Source organism: Pseudorhodobacter sp. (assembly GCF_034675685.1).
Taxonomy (GTDB): domain Bacteria; phylum Pseudomonadota; class Alphaproteobacteria; order Rhodobacterales; family Rhodobacteraceae; genus Pseudorhodobacter.
This window is the reverse complement of record NZ_JAUCDA010000013.1, coordinates 25,731-50,227: the sequence shown is the minus strand read 5'-3', so window position 1 is coordinate 50,227 and position 24,497 is coordinate 25,731. Positions and strand designations below refer to the sequence as shown.

The window sequence follows — 24,497 nt, the reverse complement described above, 5'->3', positions numbered from 1 at the left end:
GGCGGCCTGGGCGGCATTTGGCCCCTTGCGCCGCCCTGGGCCTGCCCCCTTTTGCCTAACTGCCCCCCTTTTACCCAAGTGGCCCCTTTACCCAAGTGACAATGCGCCGCGATGTGATGACGGCGGGGATGGGCTATATCTGTAAAGTGCTGTCTGATACCAATAGCTACCAAGGCCCTGCCGCTACCAAGGAACACCCATGAAACGCCCGCCGATCTTTCCAGCCCCACAATTTCCACCCGTCAAGCTGCGCGCGTTTCAGCGCATGCCGCCAGCGGTTTTTCCCGCGATCATGGGCCTGTTTGGCCTTGGCCTTGCCTTGCGGCGCGGGGCCGATGTGATTGGCTATCCGCTTGCCATCGCTGAAATTGCCTTGGGCGGTATCAGCCTGCTATGGGTATTTGCAACGCTAGGCTATTTGCTGAAGCTGTGGCAGCGGCCCGGCGTGATCATGCAAGACCTTGCGATTTTACCTGGCCGTGCGGGTTTGGCCGCGATGTCGCTTGGCCTGTTCTTGTTCGCGGCGACCTTGCTGCCCTATGCGCCAGGTGCGGCAAGCGGTTTGATGTTTGCCGGGCTTGGCCTGCACGCAATTCTGGCGGTGCTTATCCTCATCGCCCTTCGTCGCGGGCCCGCCGAGGGGCGTCATGTGACCCCGGTCTGGCACCTGAGCTTTGTGGGTTTCATCATTGCCGCCCTGGTTGCGGCGCCTTTGGGCTATGCCGGGCTGGCGGCCGCTATCCTGGGCGTAACCGTGATCGTGGCAATCGGTATCTGGGCCATCAGCCTTGTGCAACTGGTCAAACGGGTTCCCCCCGCGCCCTTGCGCCCGCTGCTGGCGATCCATCTTGCCCCCGCGGCCCTGTTCGGCAGCGTCGCCTTGCTGCTGGGAATGCCCGTGCTGGCCATGGTCTTTGCTGTTCTGGGGGCGGGGATATTGCTTGCGATGATCGCATGCGCCCACTGGATAACCGAGGCGGGGTTTTCGGCCCTTTGGGGGGCCCTCACTTTTCCGTTGGCCGCGTATACCAGCCTGTTGCTTGGGCTTGGCGGGGCAATGGGGCCGGCCAACCTTTGGGTCTGGTGCGGTATAGCCGGCCTTACGGCGGCAATCGGCATCGTGCCAGCCATTGCGCTGAAGGTCATCCAAGCCTGGACCAAAGGCACGCTTGCGGCAAAAACCAACGCCGCAACCGCCTGACGTCTAACACCCGATGGATTGAAGGCAGGCCAGCACCGACCACTATATGCCCTGTTTGCGCTGTTGCGGCAGAGCAAAGGCAAAAGCTTTTGGCGGTTTTGCGTTGAATTGGCCGGGGGCGCGAAAAGCGAAGGGTTTTGGCCTTGCCATTCGTGCCCATGCGTGAAACAGAAAACCGCCAAACGACCGCTCCCACGGAGGTTTCTCATGGAGATTCGCGAGGCTCTTACATTCGATGACGTTCTGCTTGTTCCGGCAGCAAGTTCGGTCCTGCCCTCGGATGCCGATACGTCCACCTTTGTTACCCAATCCATCCGGATGAATATTCCGTTGCTGTCCTCGGCGATGGATACCGTGACCGAAGGCCGGATGGCGATTGCAATGGCGCAGGCCGGAGGCATCGGGGTGGTTCACCGCAACCTGAGCATTGACGAGCAAGCCCTGGAAGTGCGGCGGGTCAAACGGTTTGAATCGGGCATCGTCTACAGCCCGATCACCTTGACCCCGGACCAGACGCTGGCCGATGCCAAGGCGCTGCAAGCGCGCTACAATGTTACCGGTTTTCCGGTGGTTGACGCGATGGGGCGTGTGGTTGGCATTGTCACCAACCGCGATATGCGCTTTGCCTCGGATGATCGCACGCCGGTCAAGGTGATGATGAGCGCGGAAAATCTGGCGATATTGCACGAGCCTGCCGACCGTCAGGCCGCAATTTCCCTGATGAAGGCGCGTCGCATCGAAAAGCTGCTGATTACCGATGGCAAAGGCGTGCTGACGGGCCTGCTGACGCTGAAAGACACGGAACTATCGGTATTGAACCCCCATGCCTGCAAGGATGATCTGGGCCGCTTGCGGGTGGCTGCGGCCTCGACCGTTGGGGATGCCGGGTTTGAGCGTTCAATGGCGCTGATTGATGCCGGCGTGGATATGGTGGTGATCGACACGGCACACGGCCATTCCGAAGGTGTTGCACGCGCGGTTGAACGGATCAAGGCCATTTCTAACGCGGTGCAGGTCGTCGCAGGCAATGTGGCCACAGCCGAGGCAACGCGGGCGCTGATCGGTGCGGGCGCGGATGCGGTGAAGGTGGGGATTGGCCCCGGCTCCATCTGCACCACGCGGATTGTGGCCGGTGTGGGCGTGCCGCAACTGACCGCGATCATGGACGCGGCCTCGGCGGCGGGCAATGTGCCGATCATCGCGGATGGCGGCATCAAATATTCCGGCGATTTTGCCAAGGCGATTGCGGCGGGCGCGTCCTGCGCCATGGTTGGCAGCGCCATTGCAGGCACTGACGAATCGCCCGGTGAGGTGATCTTGTATCAGGGCCGCTCGTTCAAATCTTATCGGGGGATGGGCAGTCTTGGGGCCATGGCGCGCGGCTCGGCCGACCGCTATTTCCAAAAGGATGCCGCAAGCGACAAGCTGGTTCCCGAAGGGATTGAAGGCCAGGTGCCCTACAAAGGCTCTGCCGCGGCGGTTGTTCACCAGTTGGTCGGTGGGCTGCGGGCCGCGATGGGCTATACCGGCAACGGCACTGTGGCCGAAATGCGCAGCAACTGCACTTTCGTCAGAATAACCGGCGCAGGGCTGAAGGAAAGCCATGTCCATGATGTGCAGATCACCCGCGAAAGCCCGAACTACCGCATCATGTAAACCGCGAACCGCCTTTCGGGGCCAGAGTATACCATGACCCCAGCCGCCCGCCATGCCGCCGCAATTGAGATCCTCGACAAGCTTTTGTCGGGGGAGGCGGCCGAGAAAGCCCTGACAAACTGGGCGCGTTCCAACCGTTTTGCGGGGTCGGGCGATCGGCATGCCGTGCGCGACATCGTGTTTGATGCGCTACGCTGCAAACGCTCTTATGCCAGTCTTGGCGGGGCGCAAACCGGGCGTGGGTTGGTTTTGGGGGCGTTGCGCGCTACCGGTGTTGCGCCAGAGACGGTGTTTACCGGTGCCGGCTATGCACCCGCGGCTTTAAGCGCCGAGGAATTTGCTGCGGGTCTTGTGCCATCGGGCGCTGCGGCCCTTGATTGCCCCGACTGGCTGGTGCCCGAACTCAAACGCAGCCTTGGCACCAAGTTTGCGCCGGTCATGCAGCGCTTGCAATCGCGGGCTCCGGTATTTTTGCGCGCCAACCTGCGCAAGGCCTCGCCCGAGGCGGCGATGGATGCCCTGGCCCAAGAGGGGATCACCACAAGCCCGCATCCGCTCGCACGCACCGCGTTGGAAGTGACCGAGAATCCGCGTCGGGTGCAGGGGTCAAAAGCCTTTTTATCGGGGCTGGTAGAGCTGCAAGACGCGGCCTCACAGGCTGTCGTGGAAACCCTTGCGCTGACACCGCAAATGCGGGTGTTGGATTACTGTGCGGGGGGGGGGCGGTAAATCGCTTGCTATGGCGGGGGGGGGGCGATGCGCGTTTTTTTGCCCATGACATAGCCCCCGGCCGGATGAAAGACCTGCCGATACGGGCCAAACGCGCCGGGGTTCGCATTGAAACGCTGGCCACTGCTGCCCTGCAACAAGCCGGCGGCTTTGATCTGGTCTTGGCCGATGCGCCTTGTTCAGGCTCTGGCAGTTGGCGGCGCGCACCCGAGGCCAAATGGGCGTTGACGCCGGATCGTCTGGCACATCTTTGCCAAACCCAAGCCGAGGTGATGGATGCTGCCAGCGCCCTGGTGCGCGGCGATGGCATTTTTGCCTATGCGACCTGCTCTCTTTTGCAGATGGAAAATGAAGATCAGGTAACCGCTTTTCTGGGCCGAAATGCAGGTTGGACCTTGCTGCAACAGCGGGTCTTGACCCCGCTGGAGGGGGGCGATGGGTTTTACATCGCCGTACTGCGCGCCAAGGCCTGAAGCGTTTCGCCGTGAACATGATTTGCATGTCACTGTCTGAAATCAGATATTTCAACGCGTTATGTGACCTGTTCTGCTGCGCCGCCGGGCTTGCACAGCCGCAGCAACGGGCCAAAACGAAGACGCCGGTTTTCGCGACCGCTTGATAATCCCGGCCGGCGATAAACCGGGGCTGGCGCTTTCAATCGCAGCATTTTGCCACGCGGTGGCTGTTCTTGTCTGTTTGGGGGTGAACCCGGTCCCGTGTCGCGCTATATACGGGCCAAGCGGTAACGGGGGCATCGGGGGAAACCCGCGCCTCCAGACCCGATCGCAGGCGTATAGGCAGGAGGGTTGCGGGTGAGCCGTGGGTTTTTAGCAGGGGTAGGCTGGGGCACCGTTGTGGCGGGGTTCGGTTTGATCGTCGCATCACAAGTCACCGATTTACGGCCCGGCGGCCTGAAGCACGGACCGCCGGCGGTGGACGTGGCGAATGCCCCGGCAGAACCAACCGTTGCGCCAAATGCTGTGGATGTGAAGGTGCCAGAACCGTCTGGCGCGAAGGACAGCGCAGATATGGGCACACAGGGCAAAGCACTGGGTGACGGCCCGCAGATGCCACAAGATACCGCCCCGTCATTGATGGCGTCAGCGCCTGACAGGGCTGCGCAGCCAGAGATGCCGGTAGATAATGGACGCCCCCCAGTAACCAGTACACCCGATGCGCTTGGCCCCTCCGTGGCGGCAGATGCCCCCACGGTGAAATCTGAAATCCCGGCCTTGCCCGATGTCCAAGCCACTATGGAAAGGCCAGTGACGCCTGACGCCGATGGGGCCGATGCGGTATCTGATGCCGCTCGCCGTGCCTTGCCCGTGACGCCCCTGGCCGTTGAGGCCGCGCCGGTTGAAACCGCGCGCGCAGGCGCCGATTTACCGGTTTCCGACGCTTCCGACCGCTCGCCAGAGCCAGAGCCTGCTCTGCCCGAGCCGCCCGCGGTGGATGCCGCAGCAGCCTCCGGGATGGCCTCTGCCCCCGTGGCGACCGAGGCCGCACGCGATGAAAAGCTGCAAACGGCAGCGGCCCGCGCGCCCGATCCGGCCCCGATGGAAGCCGCGCCAGACATGGCAGAAAATGGCGATCTTGGTTCTATTGATGACAGGTTGACGGCCGCGCCAGCCCTGCGCCCCGCGCCGGGGCTTGCCAGCACGGTTGACGGGGTGAAAACCGGGCGCTTACCCGTAATCGGGCTGGAAACGGCGGTGGAAACTGCACCTGACGCCGCCCCCAATACCGCCCCCTCAGCGGCGGAAGATGCCAGCTTGCCGCCGGTAGAGCGGTTCGCACGGGCCTTTGAGAATACCAACAAAAAACCGCTTTTCGCCATTCTGCTGCAAGATACCGGCGGGCCGGACATCGACCGTGAAGCGCTGGCGGCGATTTCCTTTCCTGTGTCATTTGTGATTGACCCGGCCCTGCCGGATGCGGCAATGGCGGCCCAGATTTACCGCGCGGCCGGGCAAGAGGTTTTGATGCTGGCCTCGGGTATTCCGGCAGGGGCCACAGCATCCGACATCGCAATCAGCCTTGACGCGATGGCGGGTATTCTGCCCGAGGCGGTCGCCCTTGTTGATCCGGCAAGCGGCGGGTTTCAGGGCAACCGCACCCTTGCCGCACAGGTGCTGGCCGTGGTTTCAGATCAGGGCAGGGGTGTGGTGTCATGGGATCGCGGGCTCAATTCCGCATCGCAGGTTGCGCGGCGCGAAGGGATTCGCAATGCGGTGATTTTCCGCGCCCTGGATGACGCCGATGAGCGCCGCACGGTGATCCGGCGCTATCTTGACCGGGCCGCCTTCAAGGCCGCGCAGGATGGGCGTGTGGTGGTGCTTGGCCAAACCCGGCCAGAAACGGTTGCCGCTGTGTTGGAATGGGCGGTCGAAGGCCGCGCGGCCACAGTGGCGCTTGCGCCCGCTACGGCGGTGATGACAGCGCAATAAACCCGGCTGGCCTGGGCCGGGATACGGATTCAAAGCGTTTCGGCTTGAAGCCTTCCTCACATATCGCGGCTTGAAAGCAAAGATTTCAACGCGTTATGTGAGGATAGGCCCTGTTTCGAGGCCAAGGGCGAAACGCTTTAACGGTTCGTGTTGGTGAACAGGCCCGCATCCTCGGCGGCTTTTCGCAACGCGTTGGATTTGTTCACGGTTTCTTCAAATTCCGCTTGCGGGTCGCTGTCATAGACCACGCCGCCACCGGCCTGAATGTAAAGCTGTTTGTCTTTCAGGACGGCCGTGCGCAGCGCGATACAAAAATCCATCTCGCCATTGGCCGCGAAATAGCCGACGCCGCCGCCATAAACCCCGCGCTTTTCGGGCTCCAGCTCATCAATGATTTCCATGGCCCGTACTTTGGGCGCGCCTGATACGGTGCCCGCAGGCAGGCCCGCCAGCAAGGCTGACAGCGCGTCTTCGCCATCGGCAATCTGGCCAACGACGTTGGAAACGATATGCATGACATGGCTGTAACGCTCGATGATGAATTCTTCGGTCGGGCGCACAGTGCCTATTTTCGCCACGCGGCCCACATCATTGCGGCCAAGGTCCAGCAGCATCAGATGTTCTGCCAGTTCCTTTGGGTCCGAGATCAGATCGGCTTCATTGGCCCGGTCTTCCTCGGGGGTGGCGCCGCGTTTGCGGGTGCCTGCAATGGGGCGGACGGTCACCTCGCCATCGCGCAGACGCACAAGGATTTCAGGGCTGGCACCGACAACCTGAAACCCGCCGAAGTTGAAGAAAAACATGAACGGCGACGGGTTGGTACGGCGCAAACTGCGGTATAGCGCAAAGGGCGGGGCCTCAAACCGTTGTTTCCAGCGTTGGCTGGGCACGACCTGAAAAATATCACCCGCGCGGATGTAATCCTTGGCCGTCTCGACCGCTTGCAGATAGCCTGCATGGGTAAAGTTCGATTGCGCCTCGCCCACTTTGGCGACCGGCCCGAAATCACGGTCAGCACGCGGTGCGCGGTCAAGGTCGCGCAGCGCGTCCATCACCCGTTCGGCGGCCTGGGCATAGGCGGCGCGGGCGGACAGGCCAGCGCCCACCCAGGCGGGAGCAACCACGGTTACCTCGCCCTTGACCCCGTCCAGCACGGCCACCACCGAGGGGCGCATCAACACCGCATCGGGCAGGCCCAAAGGATCTGGATTCACGTTCGGCAAATGTTCAACCAGCCGGATCATGTCATAGCCCAGATAGCCAAACAGGCCCGCCGCGATGGCGGGTAGATCGCAGGGCATGTCAATCGCGCTCTCGGCAATCAGGGCGCGCAGGCTTTGCAGCGGCGGGGTCGGGTCGGCCTGAAAAGCCGCCGGGTCAAACCGCGCCTCGCGGTTGATGTCAACCTCGGTGCCACGGCAGCGCCAGATCAGATCGGGCTTCAGCCCGACAACCGAGTAGCGGCCCCTGATCTCGCCGCCGGTGACGGATTCAAGCATGAACGTATCGCCACGCGCCTCACCCAGTTTCAGCATCAGGGATACCGGCGTATCCAGATCGGCAGCGATACGCGCATAAACGACCTGGTTGCGCCCGGTGGCCCAGCCTTTTTCAAAACTTGCAAAGTCGGGGATCAGGTTTGCCATGATGTGCCGTTACTGAAATTGCGAGTGGACGGCGCTTATGGCCGCATTATTCAAGGTGATCCCGGCGTTTTGCGTCAGGGAGTTGGTGTAAAGCGTAAAGGCATCTTGTGCCAGGGCTTGTTCGGCCTGGGCTGCGATTGCGCCTTTCAGCGCATCGGCATCCGCGCCATCCTCGGCACCGGGCGTGATGAACTGCATTTCCACCAGTGCCACAAAATCACCTTCCTCGATCACGCGGATCTGGCCCGTCTCCATCGTGAACACGGTTGCAACCAAAGAGGCAGGCGCCCCCTCGACCGTGCTGGATCGGGTCAGATCGGGGATGGCCTTGGTGGTGCCGAAACTGCCAAGCGACTCGCCGGCCTCGACCTTTGATTTGATGCTGATCGCCAGGTCGGACAGCGCCTTGGCGGTGGCCTGCGCACGCCAGCTTGCATCAACGGCATCATGGGCCTGTTCCAGCGGAATCGGCGTTGGGGGGACGATCTCATCAAGCCGCAGGGCAAACAGGCCGCCATCATCGGTTTGAACCGCCTCGGGAAAATCGCCTTGCGCGGCCTCTTGCGCGGCGGTGCGGAACGCGGGATAGGCGGCCATGCCCTCACTGGACCCGGCAGAAAAATCAATCTGGCCCAGGGTCATATCGGTTTCTGCCGCAAGCTCTTCCAGGGTAGCGCCGCTGGCCAGACGATCATCTATATTCTCGATCTGGTCGGCGATTGCGCGGCGGGCGGCATCAGCGGCCAGTTCCGCAGCCAGATCGGCGCGGGCCTCTTCAAAGGTGATGTTCTGGGCGGCAAGAATACCATTCATGCGAAACAGGGCCGGCCCAAGATCAGAGGTGAAAGGGCCAACAACGCCCGGCTCTTGCAAGCCGAACAGCGCAGGCCCGGCAGCGCCAAGTTCGGATTCGGACCTGTCGCCAAGGTCGATATCCGAAAGTTTCACGCCGCGGTCTTCGACCAGGGTTTCAAAGGGCGTGCCCGCGTCCAGCTTGGCCTTGGCGGCCGCAGCGGCTTCCTCGGTTGGAAACACCAAGCGTTCAACCAAGCGCCGTTCCGGCTGTACAAATTCCGAGATCCGCTCATCATACAGTTTTTTCAGGGCGTCCTCATCAAGCGTCATCTTGTCGGCGATGTCTTCGGGAAGCAGGGCCGCAAAGGTGATGCGGCGCGCCTCGGGGGCGGTAAACTCAGCGAGATTGGCTTGGTAATGCGCGCTTAGCTGCTCTTCGGTCGGGTCGACACTGTCATCCACCAGATCGGCGGTGGTCAGACGCAAAAGGCTGATGCCGCGGCGCTCTGAGATATAGGCATAAAGCGTATCGGTCAGCACAGATGGCGCGGCAAAGCCGCCAGAAACCGCACCTTGCAGCAAGGCGCGGCCAAGGTCTTCGCGCATCTTGGTTTCATATTGCGCCTCGCTCAGGCGGTTGTTTTGCAGGGTGAAGCGATAGGTTTCACGATCAAATTGCCCCGAGGCCCCTCGAAACGCGTTCGAGCCGGTGATCTCTTGGGCAATGCGTTCATCGCCTGCCGAAATGCCGATGCGGTCTGCCTCATTGTCCAATGCGGCAGCGTTGACAAGCTGCTGACGGACCTGTTGGTCAAGGCCCATTGATTGCGCCTGTTGCAAGCTGAGTGTGGTACCAAACTGGGCGGAGAGCGCGTTCATTTGCTGTTGCAGGGCGCGGGTATAGTCGTTCACTGCTATCTCACGCGCGCCCACCTTGCCGATCGAGGTGACGCCGCCGCCAAAGTTGGTGATGCCAAAGCCACCAAGGCCAAGCACCAGCATGGCCATCAGCGCCCAGACCACGATGCTGGTCCCTTTGCCTTTTTTGCGGCGGGTCGTTTCGTCAGAGTTTGCGCCAGAAGTTGCCATATGTATGCCCGTTGGTAAAATCGTTTTGACGTATCTAGGCGGTAAGGCCGCAAGGAGCAAGGCGCGCTGGGGGGCTTGTGGCGCTTTGCGGTTGGGCAGGCTGCGAATTTTCGACGAAAATTCAGATTTTTCGACGAAAAATCGAGTGCGATCTCAGAGTGACAGGCTGTGAAGGCGGCGGAAAAATTCGGTGATGCCGACACTGTCTATATTGGCGAAGGCGATACGCAGCTGGCGCTTTGCGGCCTCTGCGCCTGCGGGTTGGAACATGGTGCCAGGCAAGGTCAGGATCGAGGCTTTTTGCACCAGCGCTTTGGCAAGCTGATCTGAAGGCAGGGCGTAGGGGTGTTCGACATAGGCGAAATAGGCCCCGCAGCCAAGCAAGGTCCAATCGTTCAACCCTTTGAAGCCCCTTATCATTGCGCTGCGGCGGCTCAGAATTTCAGCGCGTTCGCCGGCCACCCATTGTGCAAGGTTCTGCATGCCCCAAAGCGCGCCGATCTGGCCCAGTTGGTTGGGACAAATGGCGACGGTATCCAGAAACTTCTCAACCTGCACAAGCCGGGATTCGGACGCGACGATTGCCCCGACGCGGTGGCCTGTCAGGCGATAAGCCTTTGAAAAGCTGTAAAGATGGATCAGGGTATCGGCCCATTGCGGGTCGCTGAACAACGGATGCGGCGCCCCTGTGCGGCTGTCAAAATCGCGGTAGGTTTCATCAACGACCAAAGCCAGGCCACGCTCACGGGCCAAGGCCATGAAATCACTCAGGGTTTGTGCAGGGTATTCCGCGCCGCCGGGATTGTTGGGGCTGACCAGCACAAGCGCGCGGGTGCGGGGCGTTATCAGGGCCGCAGCATCGCTGGCTTTGGGCACCAGCCCCGGCCCGCAAACCAGCGGAACCGCCCGCACAGCTTGCATATCAAGCCACATCTTGTGGTTGAAATACCATGGCGTCGGTATGATCACCTCATCACCGGCACCTGCAAGGGTGGACAAGGCAGCGGCAAAGGCCTGATTGCACCCCTGCGTTATCGCGACCTGATTTTCCTGAATGTTTCCAGCATAGGCCACAGACCATTGCTGCGCTATTTCCGCCCTCAGGGCCGGCAAGCCAAGCACCGGGCCGTAAAGATGCGCCGCCGGATCGTTCAGCGCCGCCTCGGCCAGGGCCTTGCGAAGGGGCAGGGGGGGCAACTCTGTCGGGGCGGCTTGCGAAACATTGATCAGCGGGCGATCTGCTGGAAAAACCACGCCATCAAGCCAGCGCCGCGCCTCCATGACGGGGGGCAGATCGGTGGCAGCCATGGCGGGGTTGATGGGGGTACTCATGGGCAGGCTCCGATGGGTGGTGAATGAAAGGCGGCAAAGACCCGACAAAGCGTCACTTTCGGGCCGGCCGGTCTGTCAACCAGCCTGCAAGCGCCCCGGGCATGTGTCAATCTTTGCCGCGATAGGGCTGCACATATTGCAGCGCCATATCCCAGGGAAAGAAAATCCAGGTGTCCTGCGAAACCTCGGTGATAAAGGTTTCCACCATCGGCCGGCCCAGCGGCTTGGCGTAGACGGTGGCGAAATGCGCCTTGGGATAAAGCGCGCGCACCACCTCCAGGGTTTTGCCGGTATCAACCAGATCATCGACGATCAGAATACCGGTGCCATCGCCCATCACATCGGTTTGCGGGGCTTTGATGATGCGGGCTTCGGCCTGCTGCTGATGGTTGTAGCTTTTGACCGAGATCGTATCGACAACGCGAATATCCAACTCGCGGGCCACGATCATCGCGGGCACCAGACCGCCACGGGTGATGCCAACCACGGCCCGCCATGCGCCATCATCGGGGCCTTTGCCATCCAGCCGCCAGGCAAGGGCACGGGCGTCTCGGTGAATTTGATCCCACGAGATGTGAAACCCTTTTTCATGTGGCAGACGGTCGGTCATGGCTGGTCCTTTACGCTTCGTGTCTTGGCGGTGGCGCGGTGCAATTGCACGGCCGGGGTATCAGAGGGTGATATAACTTGCGCGGCGCGGCGCAAAGCAAAAGATGGTGTGGGCGGCGTTTTTACCCGTCAAAGGTCAAGGATCAGCATCACCGCAAGCGCGATCATTGCAAGGGCTGCGATCGTATCAATCCAGAACTTCGTGGCCAGATAGCGCTTGCGCATCGCAGTGGTGGACATGGTGAGGGTAACGGTTGCGTACCAGAAAAGCTCTGTCATCAGGGCCGTGGCATAGATTGCCGTGATCATGGCGCCGCCTTGCGGGTCGGGGAACAGGGTCAGGATGACGGCAGAATAAAACAGCGCCGGCTTGGGGTTTGACAGGCTGAGAATCATCCCGCCGAAAAAGCCATTGCCAAAACGGCGCTTGGCGGCCTCGGGCAGCGGGCTTCGCGCCCCGCGCCACAGGCCCCAGGCCATATAAAGCAGGTAAAGCCCGCCAAGAAATTTGGCGGCCAGAAACAGCGGCGGATAGAGCTTGAACACAACCGCCATGCCAAACAGCGCAAACAGGCACCAAAGCGACGCGCCAAAGGCAAGGCCCAAGCCAAATGGCAGCGCCTTGTCACGCCCTTGCGACAGGGCCATTTGCGTGGCGGCAATAATCGACGGACCCGGCGCCAGAATCGCCGGGGTCAGAACTGCGACCAGCGCCAGAAACGGCTCTGGGTTCATTCACCAGCCGCTTGGCCGTTGCCTTTTTGGGCTTTGGCAGTCACCACGTCGATATCGGGGGCATCAACGGCCTTCATGCCAACCACATGATAGCCCGCATCGACATGCAGATTTTCGCCGGTGGTGCCAGAGCCAAGGTCAGACAGCAGATAGACAGCGGCCTTGCCAACCTCTTCTTGCGTCACGTTGCGGCGCAGGGGTGAATTCAGCTCATTCCAGCGCATGATATAGCGGAAATCGCCGATACCGCTTGCGGCCAGGGTCTTGATCGGGCCAGCAGAAATCGCGTTGCAGCGAATGCCGTCCTTGCCCAGATCCTCGGCGATATATTTCACCGACGCCTCCAGCGCGGCTTTGCACAGCCCCATCACGTTGTAATGCGGCATCACCTTTTCCGCGCCGTAATAGGTCAGGGTCAACAGGCTGCCGCCGGGCTTCATGATGGCGCTCGCGCGCTTGCACACGGCGGTAAAGGAATAGACCGAAACATCCATCGACATCAGAAAATTCTCACGTCCGGTATCGACATAGCGGCCACGCAGCTCATTCTTGTCGGAAAAGCCGATGGCGTGGACGACGAAATCGACTGTGCCCCAGATGGTCTTGATATGCTCAAACACGGCGTCAAGCGACGCCTCATCGGTCACATCACATTCAACCAGTTCCGAAGAACCGACCGAAGCCGCCAAAGGTGCCACCCGCTTTTTAAGCTGTTCCCCCTGATAGGAAAACGCCAGTTCGGCCCCATGTTCGGCGCATTCCTTGGCAATACCCCAAGCGATGGATTTATCATTGGCCAACCCCATGATGAGCCCGCGTTTGCCTGCCAATAATCCTGCCATAATTCGCCCACCTGTGTTCATTGCGTTGCCTTGAGGTGTAGGCGATCCGGGGTGCGGCATCAAGTCTCGTGGCGGCCTCTTGCGCTCGGGGCTTGCCCTTATCTGCGGGCGGGTTAGTGTAAAGCGTGGCGACATGGGGATGCCATCTGCGGATGCACCCTGTCGCGCGGCAATAATCAAATGAGGTGACCAATGGACCGGGGCGGTATTTTTGCAGGCGATGACCCGTTTGTCCTGGCGAAAAAATGGCTGGCCGAGGCCGAGGCCAGCGAGGTGAATGACCCCAATGCAATCGCGCTTGCAACGGTCGATACCGACGGCATGCCGAATGCACGAATGGTTCTGCTGAAGGATATAGAATCGGCCGCTTTTGTGTTTTACACCAATTACACCAGTAAAAAAGGCGAGGAAATCGCCGCCTCGGGCAAAGCCGCCTTTGTGATGCATTGGAAAAGCCTGCGCCGTCAGATCCGGGTGCGCGGGGTGACAGAGCGCGAAGAAGGGCAGGCGGCGGATGACTATTACGCGTCACGCTCGCTGAAAAGCCGCTTGGGCGCCTGGGCATCGGCGCAATCGCGCCCGCTGTCATCGCGCACGGCCCTGATGGCCGAAGTTGCGCGCGTAACCGCCACGCAGGGGCCCAACCCCAAGCGCCCGCCGTTTTGGGGCGGGGTGCGGCTGATCCCGACCGAGATAGAGTTTTGGGCCGATGGCATGTTTCGGCTGCATGACCGCTTTCGCTGGACCCGCAGCGCGGTTGGCGATCCGTGGGATGTTGTGCGCCTGAATCCGTAGTCGTGCGCATATGCAGGGGATTTCGTGCGCATATGCGCTAAATAGCGCTTGAACCTTGGGGCGACTTCCAACAGAACGGGCTTTCAAAGGCTAAATCTGGGGAAGAGGCCTGATTATGGACGCAGAAGAAAAGGCCGTGCAGGTTTTGCATGGTCGGGTAAAGTGGTTTGATCCCGTAAAAGGTTTTGGGTTTATCTTGTCTGAAGAGACGGGGGCTGACGTTTTGCTGCACGCGAATGTGTTGCGGAATTTCGGTCAAAGCACGGTTGCCGATGGCGCCGAAATCGCCGTGTCTGTTCAAGAAACGCCGCGCGGTGTGCAAGCGGTCGAAGTTTTGTCCATCACGCCCCCCGAAGGCGCTGCTTTTGTGCTGGCGGGTGAGGGCAATACGTTCAGCACCGAAGAAATCGCGGCCTGTCCGCTGGAAGCGGCGCGGGTAAAGTGGTTTGACAAGGCCAAGGGCTTTGGCTTTGCCAATGTGTTTGGCCGGGCAGAAGATGTGTTTGTTCATATTGAGGTGTTGCGCATGTCGGGCTTTGCCGATTTGGCCGCCGGCGAAGCGATTTGCCTGCGCATCATAGAGGGCAAGCGCGGCCGGATGGCAGCGCAGGTGCTGGCCTGGGACTCCGCAGTGAAGGCATTGAAATGAAAGCACTGTTTTGGGCGCTGGGGGTTTCACTGCTTGGCACGGGGGCGGCGATGGCCGGTTGTGCGCCAGATCAGCTTGAGGTCAGGCTGGCGCCGGCAGGGGTTGTGCGGTTTTCGGTCGAGGTGGCAGACGACCCGGAAGAACGCGCCCGCGGCCTGATGTTCCGTGAAACCATGCCAAAATCGGCAGGGATGATCTTTTTCTACGAACGCCCGCAACATGCGGTCTTTTGGATGAAGAATACGCTGATTCCCCTGGACATGATTTTTGCCGATGCCACCGGTCTTGTGACGCGGGTTCATGCCAATGCCATTCCGCATGATGAAACCGGGATTGATGGCGGGGATGAGGTGATGGCGGTGCTGGAAATCAACGCCGGGCTTGCCAAACGGCTGGGCATTGCCCCCGGCGCCGTCATCCGGCACCCCGGTTTTGAACAATCGACCGCAAGATGGCGCTGTGATGCGCAATAAGGCTTTTCAATCCCAAAAGCTTTCTGTAGGAAGCGCACATGTTCGGATCTGGTAACAGATTGAACGCATGAGATGTCGGGGCGTAGCGCAGTCTGGTAGCGCGCCAGTTTTGGGAACTGGATGTCGTAGGTTCGAATCCTATCGCCCCGACCATTTCATAGATCGGCCCGCTTCAAGGGCCTTCCCTATCGAGACGCAGTGATTGACCTTTCGCGCCCTTCCGGGCGACATTGGTCTTTGAACATTTGCAGGATTCCCGCGCCCATGAATGAAACCATCACGGATCGGCTGGCAGAGCGGCTGCGCGCGGCGCGCAAGGCCAAAGGGTTAAGCCTTGATGCCGTGGCCAGAATTTCGGGGGTAAGCCGATCCATGGTCAGCCAGATCGAGCGCGGCGAATCAAGCCCGACGGTGGCGACGCTGTGGAACTTGACGCAGGCGCTTGGGGTCGATTTTGCCGGCTTGCTGGAGGCCAAGCCAGAGCCGGGAATCGATGTGACCCGCGAAGCGGCCGCGCCTGTGATGACCGGGCATGGCAAGGATGTGCGGATCAGGATTTTGTCGCCTGCCGAAACCGTGGGAAGCCATGAGGTTTATGATCTGTGCTTCAAACCCGGCGCCGCGCTTGTATCCGCGCCGCATTCTCCGGGCTGCCGAGAGCATCTGACGGTCATAGAAGGGCGGTTGCGGCTGATCTGCGGTGCTGAGCAGGCCGAGATTGGACAGGGCGACACCGCCCGGTATTTTGCCGACCGCGACCACGCAATTCATGAGGTGGCCGGGGCGAATGCGCGCGCCATTCTGATCGTCCAGGGCAGTTGACCCCGCGGGCGCTTTGGGTTCGGCGGCAAGCGCCGTGGCCTTGGCGCGTCTTGACCCCTGGCGGATCAGCAAATACTTTTCCGTTATGGCGGAATTAAATCCTTTATATTGACGCGTGGGCGCTGCTGTGGCAGTGATTATGTGACTGCGGAGGAGTAATCGGCGATGTCAGACTTTCTGGATCATATAAAAAGCGAACTTGCGGCGATTGAGGCCGATGGGATGACCAAACGGGAACGGTTGATATCCGGACCCCAGGGCGCATATATCGAGATGGAAGGTCAGCGCATGCTGAACCTTTGCGCCAATAATTACCTTGGGTTGGCAGACCATCCAACCCTGATTGCAGCGGCAAGGGCTGCGTTGGATGGGCAGGGGTTCGGGATGGCCTCGGTGCGCTTCATTTGCGGGACGCAAGCAGCGCACCGGATGTTGGAAACACGGCTGGCAGCGTATCTTGGACAAGACGATTCGATTCTGTTCGCAGCCTGCTTTGATGCCAATGGCGGCCTGTTTGAGCCGTTGCTTGGGCCCGAAGATGCGGTGATTTCAGACAGTCTGAACCATGCCTCGATCATTGACGGCATCCGGTTGTGCAAAGCCCGGCGCTATCGCTTTGCGAATTCGGATATGGCGGATCTGGAAACGCAGTTGCAGGCCGCAAAAGCGGCGGGGGCGCGGTTCATCATGATTGCCACGGATGGCGTGTTCTCGATGGATGGATTTCTGGCAAAGCTGCCGGAAATGCGTGCTTTGGCAGATAGATATGGCGCGTTGCTCATGGTTGATGACTGTCATGCCACCGGGGTCATGGGGCCGCAAGGGCGCGGCACGCCGGCGCATTTCGGGCTGCGGGCGGACGTGCTGACCGGCACGCTGGGCAAGGCGCTGGGGGGCGCTTTGGGCGGCTATATCGCGGGGCCGCAAGCCGTGGTTGACCTGCTGCGGCAACGGGCGCGGCCCTATCTGTTTTCCAACGCGCTGCCGCCGGTGATTGTGGCAGCCGGTTTGGCGGCGCTGGATTTGGTCGAGGGGGCCGATGATTTGCGCGCGCAGTTGTTCACGAATACCCGCTATTGGCGGGCCGGGCTTGCCCAGGCGGGGTTTACGTTATTGCCGGGCGAGCATCCGATTGTGCCTGTGATGCTGGGCGAGGCCAGGCTGGCGCAGGCGATGGCCGCCGAACTGGCTGCGCGGGGCGTGCATGTGGCGGGCTTCTTTTTTCCGGTGGTGCCAAAGGGGCAGGCGCGGATCAGGACGCAGATGAACGCCGCCCTGACGCGTAAGGATCTGGATTTTGGGCTGGAGGCGTTTACGGCTGCGGGCCGCGCTGTGGGGGTGCTGTGATGCGCAACAACGATATGAAAGCCCTGGTGAAGGCACGGCCAGAGCCGGGTTTGTGGATGGAGCGGCGCGGCGTGCCAGAAATCGGGCCGGATGATGTGTTGATCCGCATCAGGAAAACCGGAATTTGCGGAACAGATATTCACATCTGGAACTGGGATGATTGGGCGGCAAAAACGGTGCCGGTGCCATTGGTCACAGGTCACGAATTTTCCGGTGAAATCGTGGAAATGGGCCGCAATGTTGAAGGGCTGAGCCTTGGTCAACGCTGCTCGGGCGAGGGGCATCTGATCGGCAAGCAAAGCCGCCAGAGCCGGGCCGGCAAGTTTCATCTTGACCCCGCGACACGCGGCATCGGGGTGAATGAGCCGGGCGCCTTTGCCGAATATCTGCGGCTGCCCGCGTTCAATGTGGTGCCGTTGCCCGATACCATTGACGATGAAATCGGCGCGATTCTGGACCCGTTGGGCAATGCGGTTCACACGGCGTTAAGCTTTGATCTGGTAGGTGAGGATGTGTTGATCACCGGCGCGGGCCCGATCGGGATAATGGCGGCCGCGGTGGCCCGCCATGTTGGCGCGCGCCATGTGGTGATTACCGATGTGAACCCGGCGCGATTGGCATTGGCGGCAAATGTCGCTGATGTGGTGCCGGTAGATGTGACGCAGACCGATTTGCGGGATGTGATTGCGGCCTTGAAAATGAAGCAAGGGTTTGACGTGGGTATGGAAATGTCCGGCAATCAAACGGCTTTGGACCAGATGGTCGAGGCGATGACCATGGGCGGGCGGATTGCGATGCTGGGCATCCCGCCCGGCAAAAGCCCGGTAGATTGGAGCCGGATCGTGTTCAAGGCGATCACCATCAAAGGGGTTTATGGGCGTGAGATTTTTGAAACCTGGTATAAGATGATCGCCATGCTGGAGAATGGTCTGGATGTGCGGCGGGTGATCACGCATCGCTTTGCGGTTGATGAGTTCGAGCAAGGGTTTGATGTGATGCGCTCGGGCCTGTCTGGCAAAGTGGTACTGGATTGGACCTGACTTGTTCTGCCAAGGGCCTGAGGCCGATTGTCCGGCCCTTGGGCGATTTGGCCGCGACGACCCGACAGATCTGATCGCAATTTATCCGGTGAACGCGGATTCCGTGGCAGCGCAGGCGCTTTGGCTGACCATACTTTGTAACCACAGGCGGGGTGGTTACAGGCGGCGGATACGCTCGGTCAGCAGCGCAAAGAACCCGTTTGCATCGACATCGCCGATAAACAGCGCATTGGCGGCGCGATCCGTGACGCGCCACCAATCGGCTACTGTCATGCCAAGCGTCAGCGCAGAATTGGTTTCAATTTCAACATTGATCTTGCGGCCGGAAAACAGCGCGGGTTGCAGCAGCCAGGCAATGACACAGGGGTCATGCAACGGCGCGCCACCAGAACCGTATTTCTCTTTGTCGAAACGCTCAAAGAAATCGGTCCATTCGGCAACCATGCGCCCAGCCTCGGTGCCCATATCGCGAAAGGCTTGCACGCGGGGTTGGGTGGTCAGCACTTTATGGGTGACATCCAGCGGCATCACTGTGATCGGCGCACCGGATTTGAAAACAATTTCAGCGGCTTCCGGGTCGACGTAAATGTTGAATTCGGCGGTGGGGGTGATGTTTCCCACCTCGAAATAGGCCCCCCCCATCAGCACGATCTCTTGCACGCGGGGCATGATATCGGGGGCACGAAGAAAGGCCTCGGCGATATTGGTCAGCGGGCCAATTGGGCAAAGCGTGACAGTGCCAGGCGCTTCATCGCGCAGGGTTTCAATAATGAAATCAACGGCGTGTTTGGATTGCAGCGCCATTTTCGGGCTTGGCAGTTGTGGGCCGTCAAGACCGGTTTTGCCGTGCACATGCTCGGCCGTGACCAATTTGCGCTTTAGCGGCGCATCGCAGCCCGCAAAAACAAGTGTGTCAGGTTTTCCGGCAAGCTCGCAGATGATGCGGGCATTTTTTGCGGTCAGCGGCAGCGGCACATTGCCCGCGACGACGGTGATCCCCAAAACCTCCAGTTCCTCGGGCGAGGCAAGGGCAAGAAGAATGGCGACGGCATCGTCCTGGCCGGGGTCGGTATCTATGATGATCTTGCGCGGTGCCATCTGTGTCTCCCTGAGCCGTGTCTGCCTGCGGATGTTACGGGACACAAAAGCCTATGGGCGCGGATTTGTCCATGCGATAAAAAACGGGGGCCGAAAGGCCCCCGCAAATGGCTGTCTGGGCGGGTTCAACCGTCGAAGTTTATCTCTTCCATAATCCGAAGCGCGGCGGGGCGGGCCTTGGCAACGGTTGCAAGATCAAGGCTGTCGGCGGTAAAATCGCCCCAGCTTTGCACAAGTTCCGAACGGGCCACGCCAGCTTTTACCGGAAATTCATAGTTGGTTTCGGCATAGATCTTTTGCGCGTGATCCCCCGACAGCCATTCCATGAATTTCAACGCGGCGTCCTTGTTGGGGGCGGCTTTGGTCATGGCCACGCCAGAGATATTCAGATGGGTTCCGTCACCTTCGAACACCGCAAATTCAATACGCAGCGCATCGGCCCATTCTTTTTGATCGGGGTCATTGACCATCTGGCCCATGTAATAGGTGTTGCCAATGGCAATATCACATTCCCCGGCCCAGATTGCCTTGGCCTGATCGCGGTCACCGCCTGCAGGTTTGCGGGCAAGGTTGCCTTTCAGCCCCTCGGCCCAGGTTTTCGCATAGGCTTCGTCATGGTGGGCGATGACGGCCCCCAACAGGGCGACGTTATAGTCATTGGTCCCCGAGCGTGAGCACAGACGGCCTTTCCACCGATCCGAGGCAAGGTCTTCATAGGTCGTGATTTCGCCGGGGGCGACGCGATCCTTTGAGGCGTAAATGATGCGCGCGCGTGAGGTGAGGCCAAACCATTGGTTATCCGTATCGCGCAGATTGGCGGGGATATTGGCTTTCAACACCTCGGAATCGACAGGCTGCGTAACACCCGCATCAACAATCTGGGTCAGCCGCGCAATATCCACAGTCAGCACCAGATCGGCAGGGCTGCGGTCGCCCTCGGCCACCAGACGCTCGGCCATGCCTTTGTCAACAAAAGCGATATTTACGTCGATCCCGGTTTCGGCGGTGAACGCATCGGCCAGCGGTTGGATCAGATCTGGCTGGCGGTGGGAATAGACGTTCACCTCTTCTGCCCATGCCGGCACGGCAAGCGCGCCAAGGGCAGGGGCAAGGATGGCGAGTGTGGAAAGACGAATGGACATTTGTTGACCTCTTTAGTCGGGTTTATGGCATTCCTTAAATCTGACTCTTTTGGTTTGGTCAATACCTGACTGATATAGTCGGATAAGTTTTTTCCCTGCGGTCGGGTGATGCGACCTGATCAGCCTTGGCCTCACTCGGCGCCTGTTCTGTTCTTCAAAGCTGCTTTTCTTCGGCCTTGGCGCGGTTCCACAAAGCGTCCATTTCGGCCAGATCGCTTTGCGCGGGCGTCTTGCCCTGCGCGGCCAGAAAATCTTCGATCCGGCCAAAGCGCCGGGTGAATTTCAGGTTCGCGGCCCGCAAGGCTGCCTCGGGGTCTATATCCAGATGGCGCGCCAGATTGGCCATCACGAACAGCAGGTCACCGAATTCCTCGGCCTGTTCTGCCGCGCTCTGGCTGTGTCGGGCCTCGACCAATTCACGGGATTCCTCGATGATCTTGTCCAGCACCTCATCGGTTGAGGGCCAGTCAAACCCCACCCGCGCCGCACGCTTTTGCAGCTTTACGGCGCGGGTCAGGGCCGGCAAGCCCAGCGCCACACCGTCCAGCACCGGAACAGGGCCGCGTTCTGCGGCCTTGAGGCGATCCCAGTCTATGGTTTGCTGTTCGGGGCTTTTGTCGCGCGACTCATCACCGAACACATGCGGGTGGCGGGCGATCATCTTGTTTGAAATTGCATTGGTAATACTGGCAAAGCTGAACAAGCCCGCTTCTTCACCAATCCGCGCATGATAGACCGATTGCAGCAGCAAATCGCCCAGCTCGCTTTCCAGTTCCTCCCAGGCCTGCCGGTCTATTGCATCGGCCACCTCATAGGCTTCCTCAATCGTATAGGGGGCGATAGAGGCGAAATCCTGCGCGATATCCCACGGGCAACCGGATTGTGGGTCGCGCAACCGCGCCATGATTTCCAACAGCCGGGGCAAGCCGCCATGGGGGTTGGCGATCAGCGCATCACTATGCGCCCGGGGCAGGGGGCGCGGAAAGTCAGGCGTGGTCATTGCGATTCCTCTTGAAGTGCGGTCTGATGCCGGATGAATTTATGCACAAAGGAGTAGACCATGCCCGTCGTGAATGCCATTGCCGGATATGCCGACGAGATGAAGGGATGGCGGCGGCATTTGCACCAGCATCCGGAGCTGCGGTTCGAATGCCACCAGACGGCAGCGTTCATCACCGAACGTCTGCGAGAATTTGGGGTGGATGAACTGCATGGCGGCATTGCGACCAGTGGCATCGTGGCGATCATCAACGGTCAGGGCGATGGGCCGACCATTGGCCTGCGCGCCGATATGGATGCGCTGCCGATCACCGAGGCGACGGGGCTGGACCATGCCTCGACCGTGCCGGGGCGGATGCATGCCTGCGGCCACGATGGGCATGTGACGATGCTGCTGGGGGCCGCGAAATACCTGTGTGAAACCCGGCGGTTCAAGGGGCGGGTGGCCTTGCTGTTTCAGCCCGCCGAGGAAGATGGCGGCGGCGGCGAGGTCATGGTTCAGGAAGGGGTGATGGACCGCTTTGAAATCGCGCAGGTCTATGGCATCCATAATGCGCCGGGGGTCGCTTTCGGGCATTTTTCTACCACGCCGGGGGCGCTGATGGCCTCGGTTGATACGGCGACCGTGGTTGTGACGGGCAAGGGCGGGCATGCGGCAACCCCGCATGAATGTATAGATCCGGTGGTGGCGATTGTCGGCATGATTCAGGCGATTCAAACCATCATCCCGCGCAATGTCTATGCCCTGGATGAGGCGGTGATTTCCGTCACGCAAATTCACACCGGTTCGGCCAGCAATATCATCCCCGAAGACGGATGGTTCTGCGCCACCATCCGCTGTTTTGATCCAGAGGTACGCGCGCTGCTGAAGCGGCGGCTGCATGAGATTGTCGAAGGCCATGCCATGGCTTACGGCGTCACGGCTGCGGTTGACTATGAGTGGGGCTATCCGGCAACCATCAACCACCCTGAGCAGGCCGCATTTGCGGCTGAGGTCGCCGTGGAAATCTCGGGCGCCGATGCCGTAGACGCGAATGCATCCCGCGAAATGGGGTCAGAGGATTTCAGCTATATGCTTGAAGCGCGACCGGGGGCCTATCTGTTCATGGGGATCGGGCAGGGGGCAGGCTTGCACCATGCCGCCTATGATTTCAACGATGATGCAGCCCCGGTTGGGGCAAGCTTTTTTGCTCGGCTGGTAGAACGGGCCCAACCGCTGGGGTGACACTCCACTGGCCTATGGGGCGGGTGCAGGATTTTCGGCCCGAAAATCCTGCTCGGCCCAACCTTGAGGCGATGCGTGCGGGCCTTGGCCCGCTGGCGTCAACGAATGGCGGGAGCGGCCCCTTGCCGTTCAGGCGTTCCCTATCTTGTACCATTGCAGTACAAGGAAGCGATGCGGCCCCATTGACCACCCGTTTCAAGCCGCTGCATCGCAACAGATCGGGGCGCCAGTTTCTTGGGGCGTCATCCATTCGGGTTACCAGCCCCCACCGGGCAGCACGTTGACAAATTGGGTTATATCATGGCGTTGGAAGATGCAAAAAACGAGATAGACGGTGCCTTCATGCGGCCGGGCCTGCGCGGGCTTGCCTTTGAAAATGCCTTTGCCGGGGCGACGTCGTTTCTGCGCCGTCGCTACAGCAAGGATCTGACGGGCGTGGATCTTGCCATTACCGGCGTTCCGTTTGATCAGGCTGTGACCCACCGCGGCGGCGCGCGCTTTGGTCCGCGGGCAATCCGCGAGGCCAGCACCCTGCAACCGTTTGACCCGCCCTATGGCTGGCCGACCAACCCCTTGGCCGATATGGCGATTGTTGATTACGGCGATGTTGCCTTTGACTATGCCCACACCCCCAGCTTTCCGGGGCTTTTGACCGATCATATCCGCAGCATTCTGACGGCGGGGCCGGGTACCGTGACGCTGGGCGGCGACCATTTTATCACCCTGCCGATCCTGCGGGCCTATGCCGAAAAGTTCGGGCCGATGTCGGTCATTCATTTCGATGCCCATTCCGACCTGTGGCAAGATGATGATATGGACCGGATCGACCACGGCACATTTTTCTATAAAGCGGTGAAATCCGGCATCATCGACCCGAAAACATCGGTTCAGATCGGTATCCGCACGCATTGTGACGATTATTTGGGGGTGGAATATATCGACGCGCGCAGCGTGCATGAAAAAGGCTGTGCCTATGCGGTGGCGCGCGCCAAGGAAATCGTCGGCCAACGCCCGACCTATGTAACCTTTGACATTGATTGCCTTGACCCGGCGGCGGCCCCCGGCACCGGCACCCCGGTCTGGGGCGGTTTGCAAACATGGCAAGCGGCGGCCTGCCTGCGTGACCTTGCCGGTATCAACTTTGTCGGCGGTGATATTGTCGAGGTATCCCCGGCCTATGACCCGTCCGGCGCGACTGCAATCGCCGGTGCCCATATCGCGCATGAGCTGATTTGCCTCTATCATTGGGCGCATCACCGTAAATGAACCGCCCATGAAAGGCCGCGCCATGATCTTGGTTTTGCTGTGCTTTGCCATCGCGCTTGTCGTCGTGCTTGTCGGGGGGATGGCCTATGTCCGTCTTGCGCCGTCAGACCCGGCGCGCTGGCATGCAAACCCCAGCAAAGCGCCTGTCTGGGCCGAAAGCAGCCCTTGGGGGCAGGTCATTGCGCGCAATGATGGGGCCGTATTGCGGCTGCCGCCCGATGCGGGCCTGCTTGCCCGGCTTGATGCCATTGCCCTTGCCACCCCGCGCACAAGCCGCCTTGCCGGCAGCCTGGGCGAAGGCCGTATCACCTGGATTACCCGCTCTGGCTTTTGGGGCTTTCCTGACTACACCACCGCCGAAATGCGTGGCGATGGCCTATACCTCAACGCCCGCTTGCGATTTGGCAAATCGGATCTAGGCGTGAACGCGGCCCGCCTGCGCGATTGGCAATCCAAACTCTGACACGTTTCATTCCGACAAAAACGCCTCGGCAGCGCCGGGACGCCCATCTTGGCGCAGACATCCCGCGCGCGCCCCCGACTGCCCCCCCCCCCACTCC

General features: G+C 60.5%; 21 protein-coding genes, 1 tRNA gene and 1 pseudogene. 14 read left to right on the top strand and 9 right to left on the bottom strand.

What is annotated here, in order from left to right; genetic code table 11:
- Nucleotides 1-199: 199 nt before the first annotated feature.
- The 4 genes and pseudogenes from VDP61_RS10270 (at nucleotide 200) to VDP61_RS10255 (ending at nucleotide 6,033) form a co-directional block, all read left to right on the top strand.
- The gene (locus VDP61_RS10270) at nucleotides 200-1,201 is read left to right on the top strand and encodes a tellurium resistance protein (protein ID WP_323006815.1); all 1,002 of its coding nucleotides are present in this window, start codon (nucleotides 200-202) and stop codon (nucleotides 1,199-1,201) included.
- Between the two features lie 207 nt (nucleotides 1,202-1,408).
- Nucleotides 1,409-2,857 (top strand): IMP dehydrogenase, encoded by a 1,449-nt coding sequence (gene guaB, locus VDP61_RS10265; RefSeq protein WP_323006814.1) that lies wholly within the window; start codon nucleotides 1,409-1,411, stop codon nucleotides 2,855-2,857.
- Between the two features lie 33 nt (nucleotides 2,858-2,890).
- Nucleotides 2,891-4,059: pseudogene (locus tag VDP61_RS10260) on the top strand (RsmB/NOP family class I SAM-dependent RNA methyltransferase).
- 339 nt (nucleotides 4,060-4,398) lie between these two features.
- Nucleotides 4,399-6,033: a divergent polysaccharide deacetylase family protein gene (locus tag VDP61_RS10255; RefSeq protein WP_323006813.1), complete on the top strand. Its 1,635-nt coding sequence runs from the start codon at nucleotides 4,399-4,401 to the stop codon at nucleotides 6,031-6,033.
- 137 nt (nucleotides 6,034-6,170) lie between these two features.
- Here VDP61_RS10255 and trpE read toward each other — a convergent pair whose 3' ends face one another.
- The 6 genes from trpE to fabI all read right to left on the bottom strand — a co-directional run bounded on the left by trpE (nucleotide 6,171) and on the right by fabI (nucleotide 13,081).
- A complete protein-coding gene (gene trpE, locus VDP61_RS10250) occupies nucleotides 6,171-7,679 on the bottom strand; it encodes an anthranilate synthase component I (RefSeq protein WP_323006812.1) in 1,509 nt (502 codons plus the stop codon).
- 9 nt (nucleotides 7,680-7,688) lie between these two features.
- Complete coding sequence (locus VDP61_RS10245; protein WP_323006811.1) at nucleotides 7,689-9,563, bottom strand: peptidylprolyl isomerase; 1,875 nt, start codon at nucleotides 9,561-9,563, stop codon at nucleotides 7,689-7,691.
- Nucleotides 9,564-9,716: 153 nt separating this feature from the next.
- Nucleotides 9,717-10,895, bottom strand: a complete 1,179-nt coding sequence (locus tag VDP61_RS10240) for an aminotransferase (RefSeq protein ID WP_323006810.1) — start codon at nucleotides 10,893-10,895, stop codon at nucleotides 9,717-9,719.
- A gap of 106 nt (nucleotides 10,896-11,001) precedes the next feature.
- Nucleotides 11,002-11,505 carry a xanthine phosphoribosyltransferase gene (gene gpt, locus VDP61_RS10235; RefSeq protein ID WP_323006809.1) on the bottom strand — a complete coding sequence of 168 codons (504 nt, stop codon included), beginning with the start codon at nucleotides 11,503-11,505 and terminating at the stop codon, nucleotides 11,002-11,004.
- 128 nt (nucleotides 11,506-11,633) lie between these two features.
- On the bottom strand, nucleotides 11,634-12,239 hold the full coding sequence (locus VDP61_RS10230; RefSeq protein ID WP_323006808.1) for a LysE family translocator: 606 nt from the start codon (nucleotides 12,237-12,239) through the stop codon (nucleotides 11,634-11,636).
- Nucleotides 12,236-13,081, bottom strand: a complete 846-nt coding sequence (gene fabI, locus VDP61_RS10225; RefSeq protein ID WP_415233511.1) for an enoyl-ACP reductase FabI — start codon at nucleotides 13,079-13,081, stop codon at nucleotides 12,236-12,238. The genes VDP61_RS10230 and fabI overlap by 4 nt, the downstream gene beginning before the upstream one ends.
- A gap of 192 nt (nucleotides 13,082-13,273) precedes the next feature.
- On the opposite strand from fabI, the gene pdxH reads away from it, so the two are divergent.
- From pdxH to tdh, 7 genes are all read left to right on the top strand, one after another.
- Nucleotides 13,274-13,876: a pyridoxamine 5'-phosphate oxidase gene (gene pdxH, locus VDP61_RS10220; protein ID WP_323006807.1), complete on the top strand. Its 603-nt coding sequence runs from the start codon at nucleotides 13,274-13,276 to the stop codon at nucleotides 13,874-13,876.
- A 115-nt stretch (nucleotides 13,877-13,991) separates the two neighbouring features.
- Nucleotides 13,992-14,525, top strand: coding sequence for a cold shock domain-containing protein (locus tag VDP61_RS10215; RefSeq protein WP_323006806.1), 534 nt, complete (start codon nucleotides 13,992-13,994; stop codon nucleotides 14,523-14,525).
- A complete protein-coding gene (locus tag VDP61_RS10210) occupies nucleotides 14,522-14,998 on the top strand; it encodes a DUF192 domain-containing protein (protein ID WP_323006805.1) in 477 nt (158 codons plus the stop codon). The genes VDP61_RS10215 and VDP61_RS10210 overlap by 4 nt, the downstream gene beginning before the upstream one ends.
- Nucleotides 14,999-15,074: 76 nt before the next feature.
- Nucleotides 15,075-15,151: transfer RNA gene (locus tag VDP61_RS10205), tRNA-Pro, on the top strand.
- 111 nt (nucleotides 15,152-15,262) lie between these two features.
- Nucleotides 15,263-15,820, top strand: a complete 558-nt coding sequence (locus VDP61_RS10200; protein WP_323006804.1) for an XRE family transcriptional regulator — start codon at nucleotides 15,263-15,265, stop codon at nucleotides 15,818-15,820.
- Nucleotides 15,821-15,985: 165 nt separating this feature from the next.
- On the top strand, nucleotides 15,986-17,167 hold the full coding sequence (locus VDP61_RS10195) for a glycine C-acetyltransferase (protein ID WP_323006803.1): 1,182 nt from the start codon (nucleotides 15,986-15,988) through the stop codon (nucleotides 17,165-17,167).
- Between the two features lie 14 nt (nucleotides 17,168-17,181).
- A complete protein-coding gene (tdh, locus tag VDP61_RS10190; RefSeq protein WP_323006957.1) occupies nucleotides 17,182-18,207 on the top strand; it encodes an L-threonine 3-dehydrogenase in 1,026 nt (341 codons plus the stop codon).
- Nucleotides 18,208-18,363: 156 nt separating this feature from the next.
- Here the strand turns inward: tdh and VDP61_RS10185 are convergent, their stop codons facing one another.
- The 3 genes from VDP61_RS10185 to mazG form a co-directional block, all read right to left on the bottom strand.
- Nucleotides 18,364-19,305 (bottom strand): nucleoside hydrolase, encoded by a 942-nt coding sequence (locus tag VDP61_RS10185; protein WP_323006802.1) that lies wholly within the window; start codon nucleotides 19,303-19,305, stop codon nucleotides 18,364-18,366.
- A gap of 125 nt (nucleotides 19,306-19,430) precedes the next feature.
- Complete coding sequence (locus VDP61_RS10180) at nucleotides 19,431-20,441, bottom strand: Fe(3+) ABC transporter substrate-binding protein (RefSeq protein ID WP_323006956.1); 1,011 nt, start codon at nucleotides 20,439-20,441, stop codon at nucleotides 19,431-19,433.
- A gap of 160 nt (nucleotides 20,442-20,601) precedes the next feature.
- Nucleotides 20,602-21,447, bottom strand: a complete 846-nt coding sequence (gene mazG, locus VDP61_RS10175; RefSeq protein ID WP_323006801.1) for a nucleoside triphosphate pyrophosphohydrolase — start codon at nucleotides 21,445-21,447, stop codon at nucleotides 20,602-20,604.
- 60 nt (nucleotides 21,448-21,507) lie between these two features.
- Between mazG and VDP61_RS10170 the strand changes: the two genes are divergently transcribed.
- From VDP61_RS10170 to VDP61_RS10160, 3 genes are all read left to right on the top strand, one after another.
- Nucleotides 21,508-22,671, top strand: coding sequence for a M20 aminoacylase family protein (locus tag VDP61_RS10170; protein ID WP_323006800.1), 1,164 nt, complete (start codon nucleotides 21,508-21,510; stop codon nucleotides 22,669-22,671).
- 300 nt (nucleotides 22,672-22,971) lie between these two features.
- Nucleotides 22,972-23,937 (top strand): agmatinase, encoded by a 966-nt coding sequence (gene speB / locus VDP61_RS10165; RefSeq protein WP_323006799.1) that lies wholly within the window; start codon nucleotides 22,972-22,974, stop codon nucleotides 23,935-23,937.
- Nucleotides 23,938-23,944: 7 nt separating this feature from the next.
- Nucleotides 23,945-24,400: a DUF1499 domain-containing protein gene (locus VDP61_RS10160; protein WP_323006798.1), complete on the top strand. Its 456-nt coding sequence runs from the start codon at nucleotides 23,945-23,947 to the stop codon at nucleotides 24,398-24,400.
- Nucleotides 24,401-24,497 lie beyond the last annotated feature (97 nt).

Bases quoted from the DNA above. Each gene is read 5' to 3' on its own strand.
- VDP61_RS10270 (WP_323006815.1), top strand. From the start codon at position 200: ATGAAACGCCCGCCGATCTTTCCAGCCCCACAATTTCCACCCGTCAAG.
- guaB (WP_323006814.1), top strand. From the start codon at position 1,409: ATGGAGATTCGCGAGGCTCTTACATTCGATGACGTTCTGCTTGTTCCG.
- trpE (WP_323006812.1), bottom strand. From the start codon at position 7,679: ATGGCAAACCTGATCCCCGACTTTGCAAGTTTTGAAAAAGGCTGGGCC.
- VDP61_RS10245 (WP_323006811.1), bottom strand. From the start codon at position 9,563: ATGGCAACTTCTGGCGCAAACTCTGACGAAACGACCCGCCGCAAAAAA.
- VDP61_RS10240 (WP_323006810.1), bottom strand. From the start codon at position 10,895: ATGAGTACCCCCATCAACCCCGCCATGGCTGCCACCGATCTGCCCCCC.
- gpt (WP_323006809.1), bottom strand. From the start codon at position 11,505: ATGACCGACCGTCTGCCACATGAAAAAGGGTTTCACATCTCGTGGGAT.
- VDP61_RS10230 (WP_323006808.1), bottom strand. From the start codon at position 12,239: ATGAACCCAGAGCCGTTTCTGGCGCTGGTCGCAGTTCTGACCCCGGCG.
- fabI (WP_415233511.1), bottom strand. From the start codon at position 13,081: ATGGCAGGATTATTGGCAGGCAAACGCGGGCTCATCATGGGGTTGGCC.
- pdxH (WP_323006807.1), top strand. From the start codon at position 13,274: ATGGACCGGGGCGGTATTTTTGCAGGCGATGACCCGTTTGTCCTGGCG.
- VDP61_RS10215 (WP_323006806.1), top strand. From the start codon at position 13,992: ATGGACGCAGAAGAAAAGGCCGTGCAGGTTTTGCATGGTCGGGTAAAG.
- VDP61_RS10210 (WP_323006805.1), top strand. From the start codon at position 14,522: ATGAAAGCACTGTTTTGGGCGCTGGGGGTTTCACTGCTTGGCACGGGG.
- VDP61_RS10200 (WP_323006804.1), top strand. From the start codon at position 15,263: ATGAATGAAACCATCACGGATCGGCTGGCAGAGCGGCTGCGCGCGGCG.
- VDP61_RS10195 (WP_323006803.1), top strand. From the start codon at position 15,986: ATGTCAGACTTTCTGGATCATATAAAAAGCGAACTTGCGGCGATTGAG.
- tdh (WP_323006957.1), top strand. From the start codon at position 17,182: ATGAAAGCCCTGGTGAAGGCACGGCCAGAGCCGGGTTTGTGGATGGAG.
- VDP61_RS10185 (WP_323006802.1), bottom strand. From the start codon at position 19,305: ATGGCACCGCGCAAGATCATCATAGATACCGACCCCGGCCAGGACGAT.
- mazG (WP_323006801.1), bottom strand. From the start codon at position 21,447: ATGACCACGCCTGACTTTCCGCGCCCCCTGCCCCGGGCGCATAGTGAT.
- VDP61_RS10170 (WP_323006800.1), top strand. From the start codon at position 21,508: ATGCCCGTCGTGAATGCCATTGCCGGATATGCCGACGAGATGAAGGGA.
- speB (WP_323006799.1), top strand. From the start codon at position 22,972: ATGGCGTTGGAAGATGCAAAAAACGAGATAGACGGTGCCTTCATGCGG.
- VDP61_RS10160 (WP_323006798.1), top strand. From the start codon at position 23,945: ATGAAAGGCCGCGCCATGATCTTGGTTTTGCTGTGCTTTGCCATCGCG.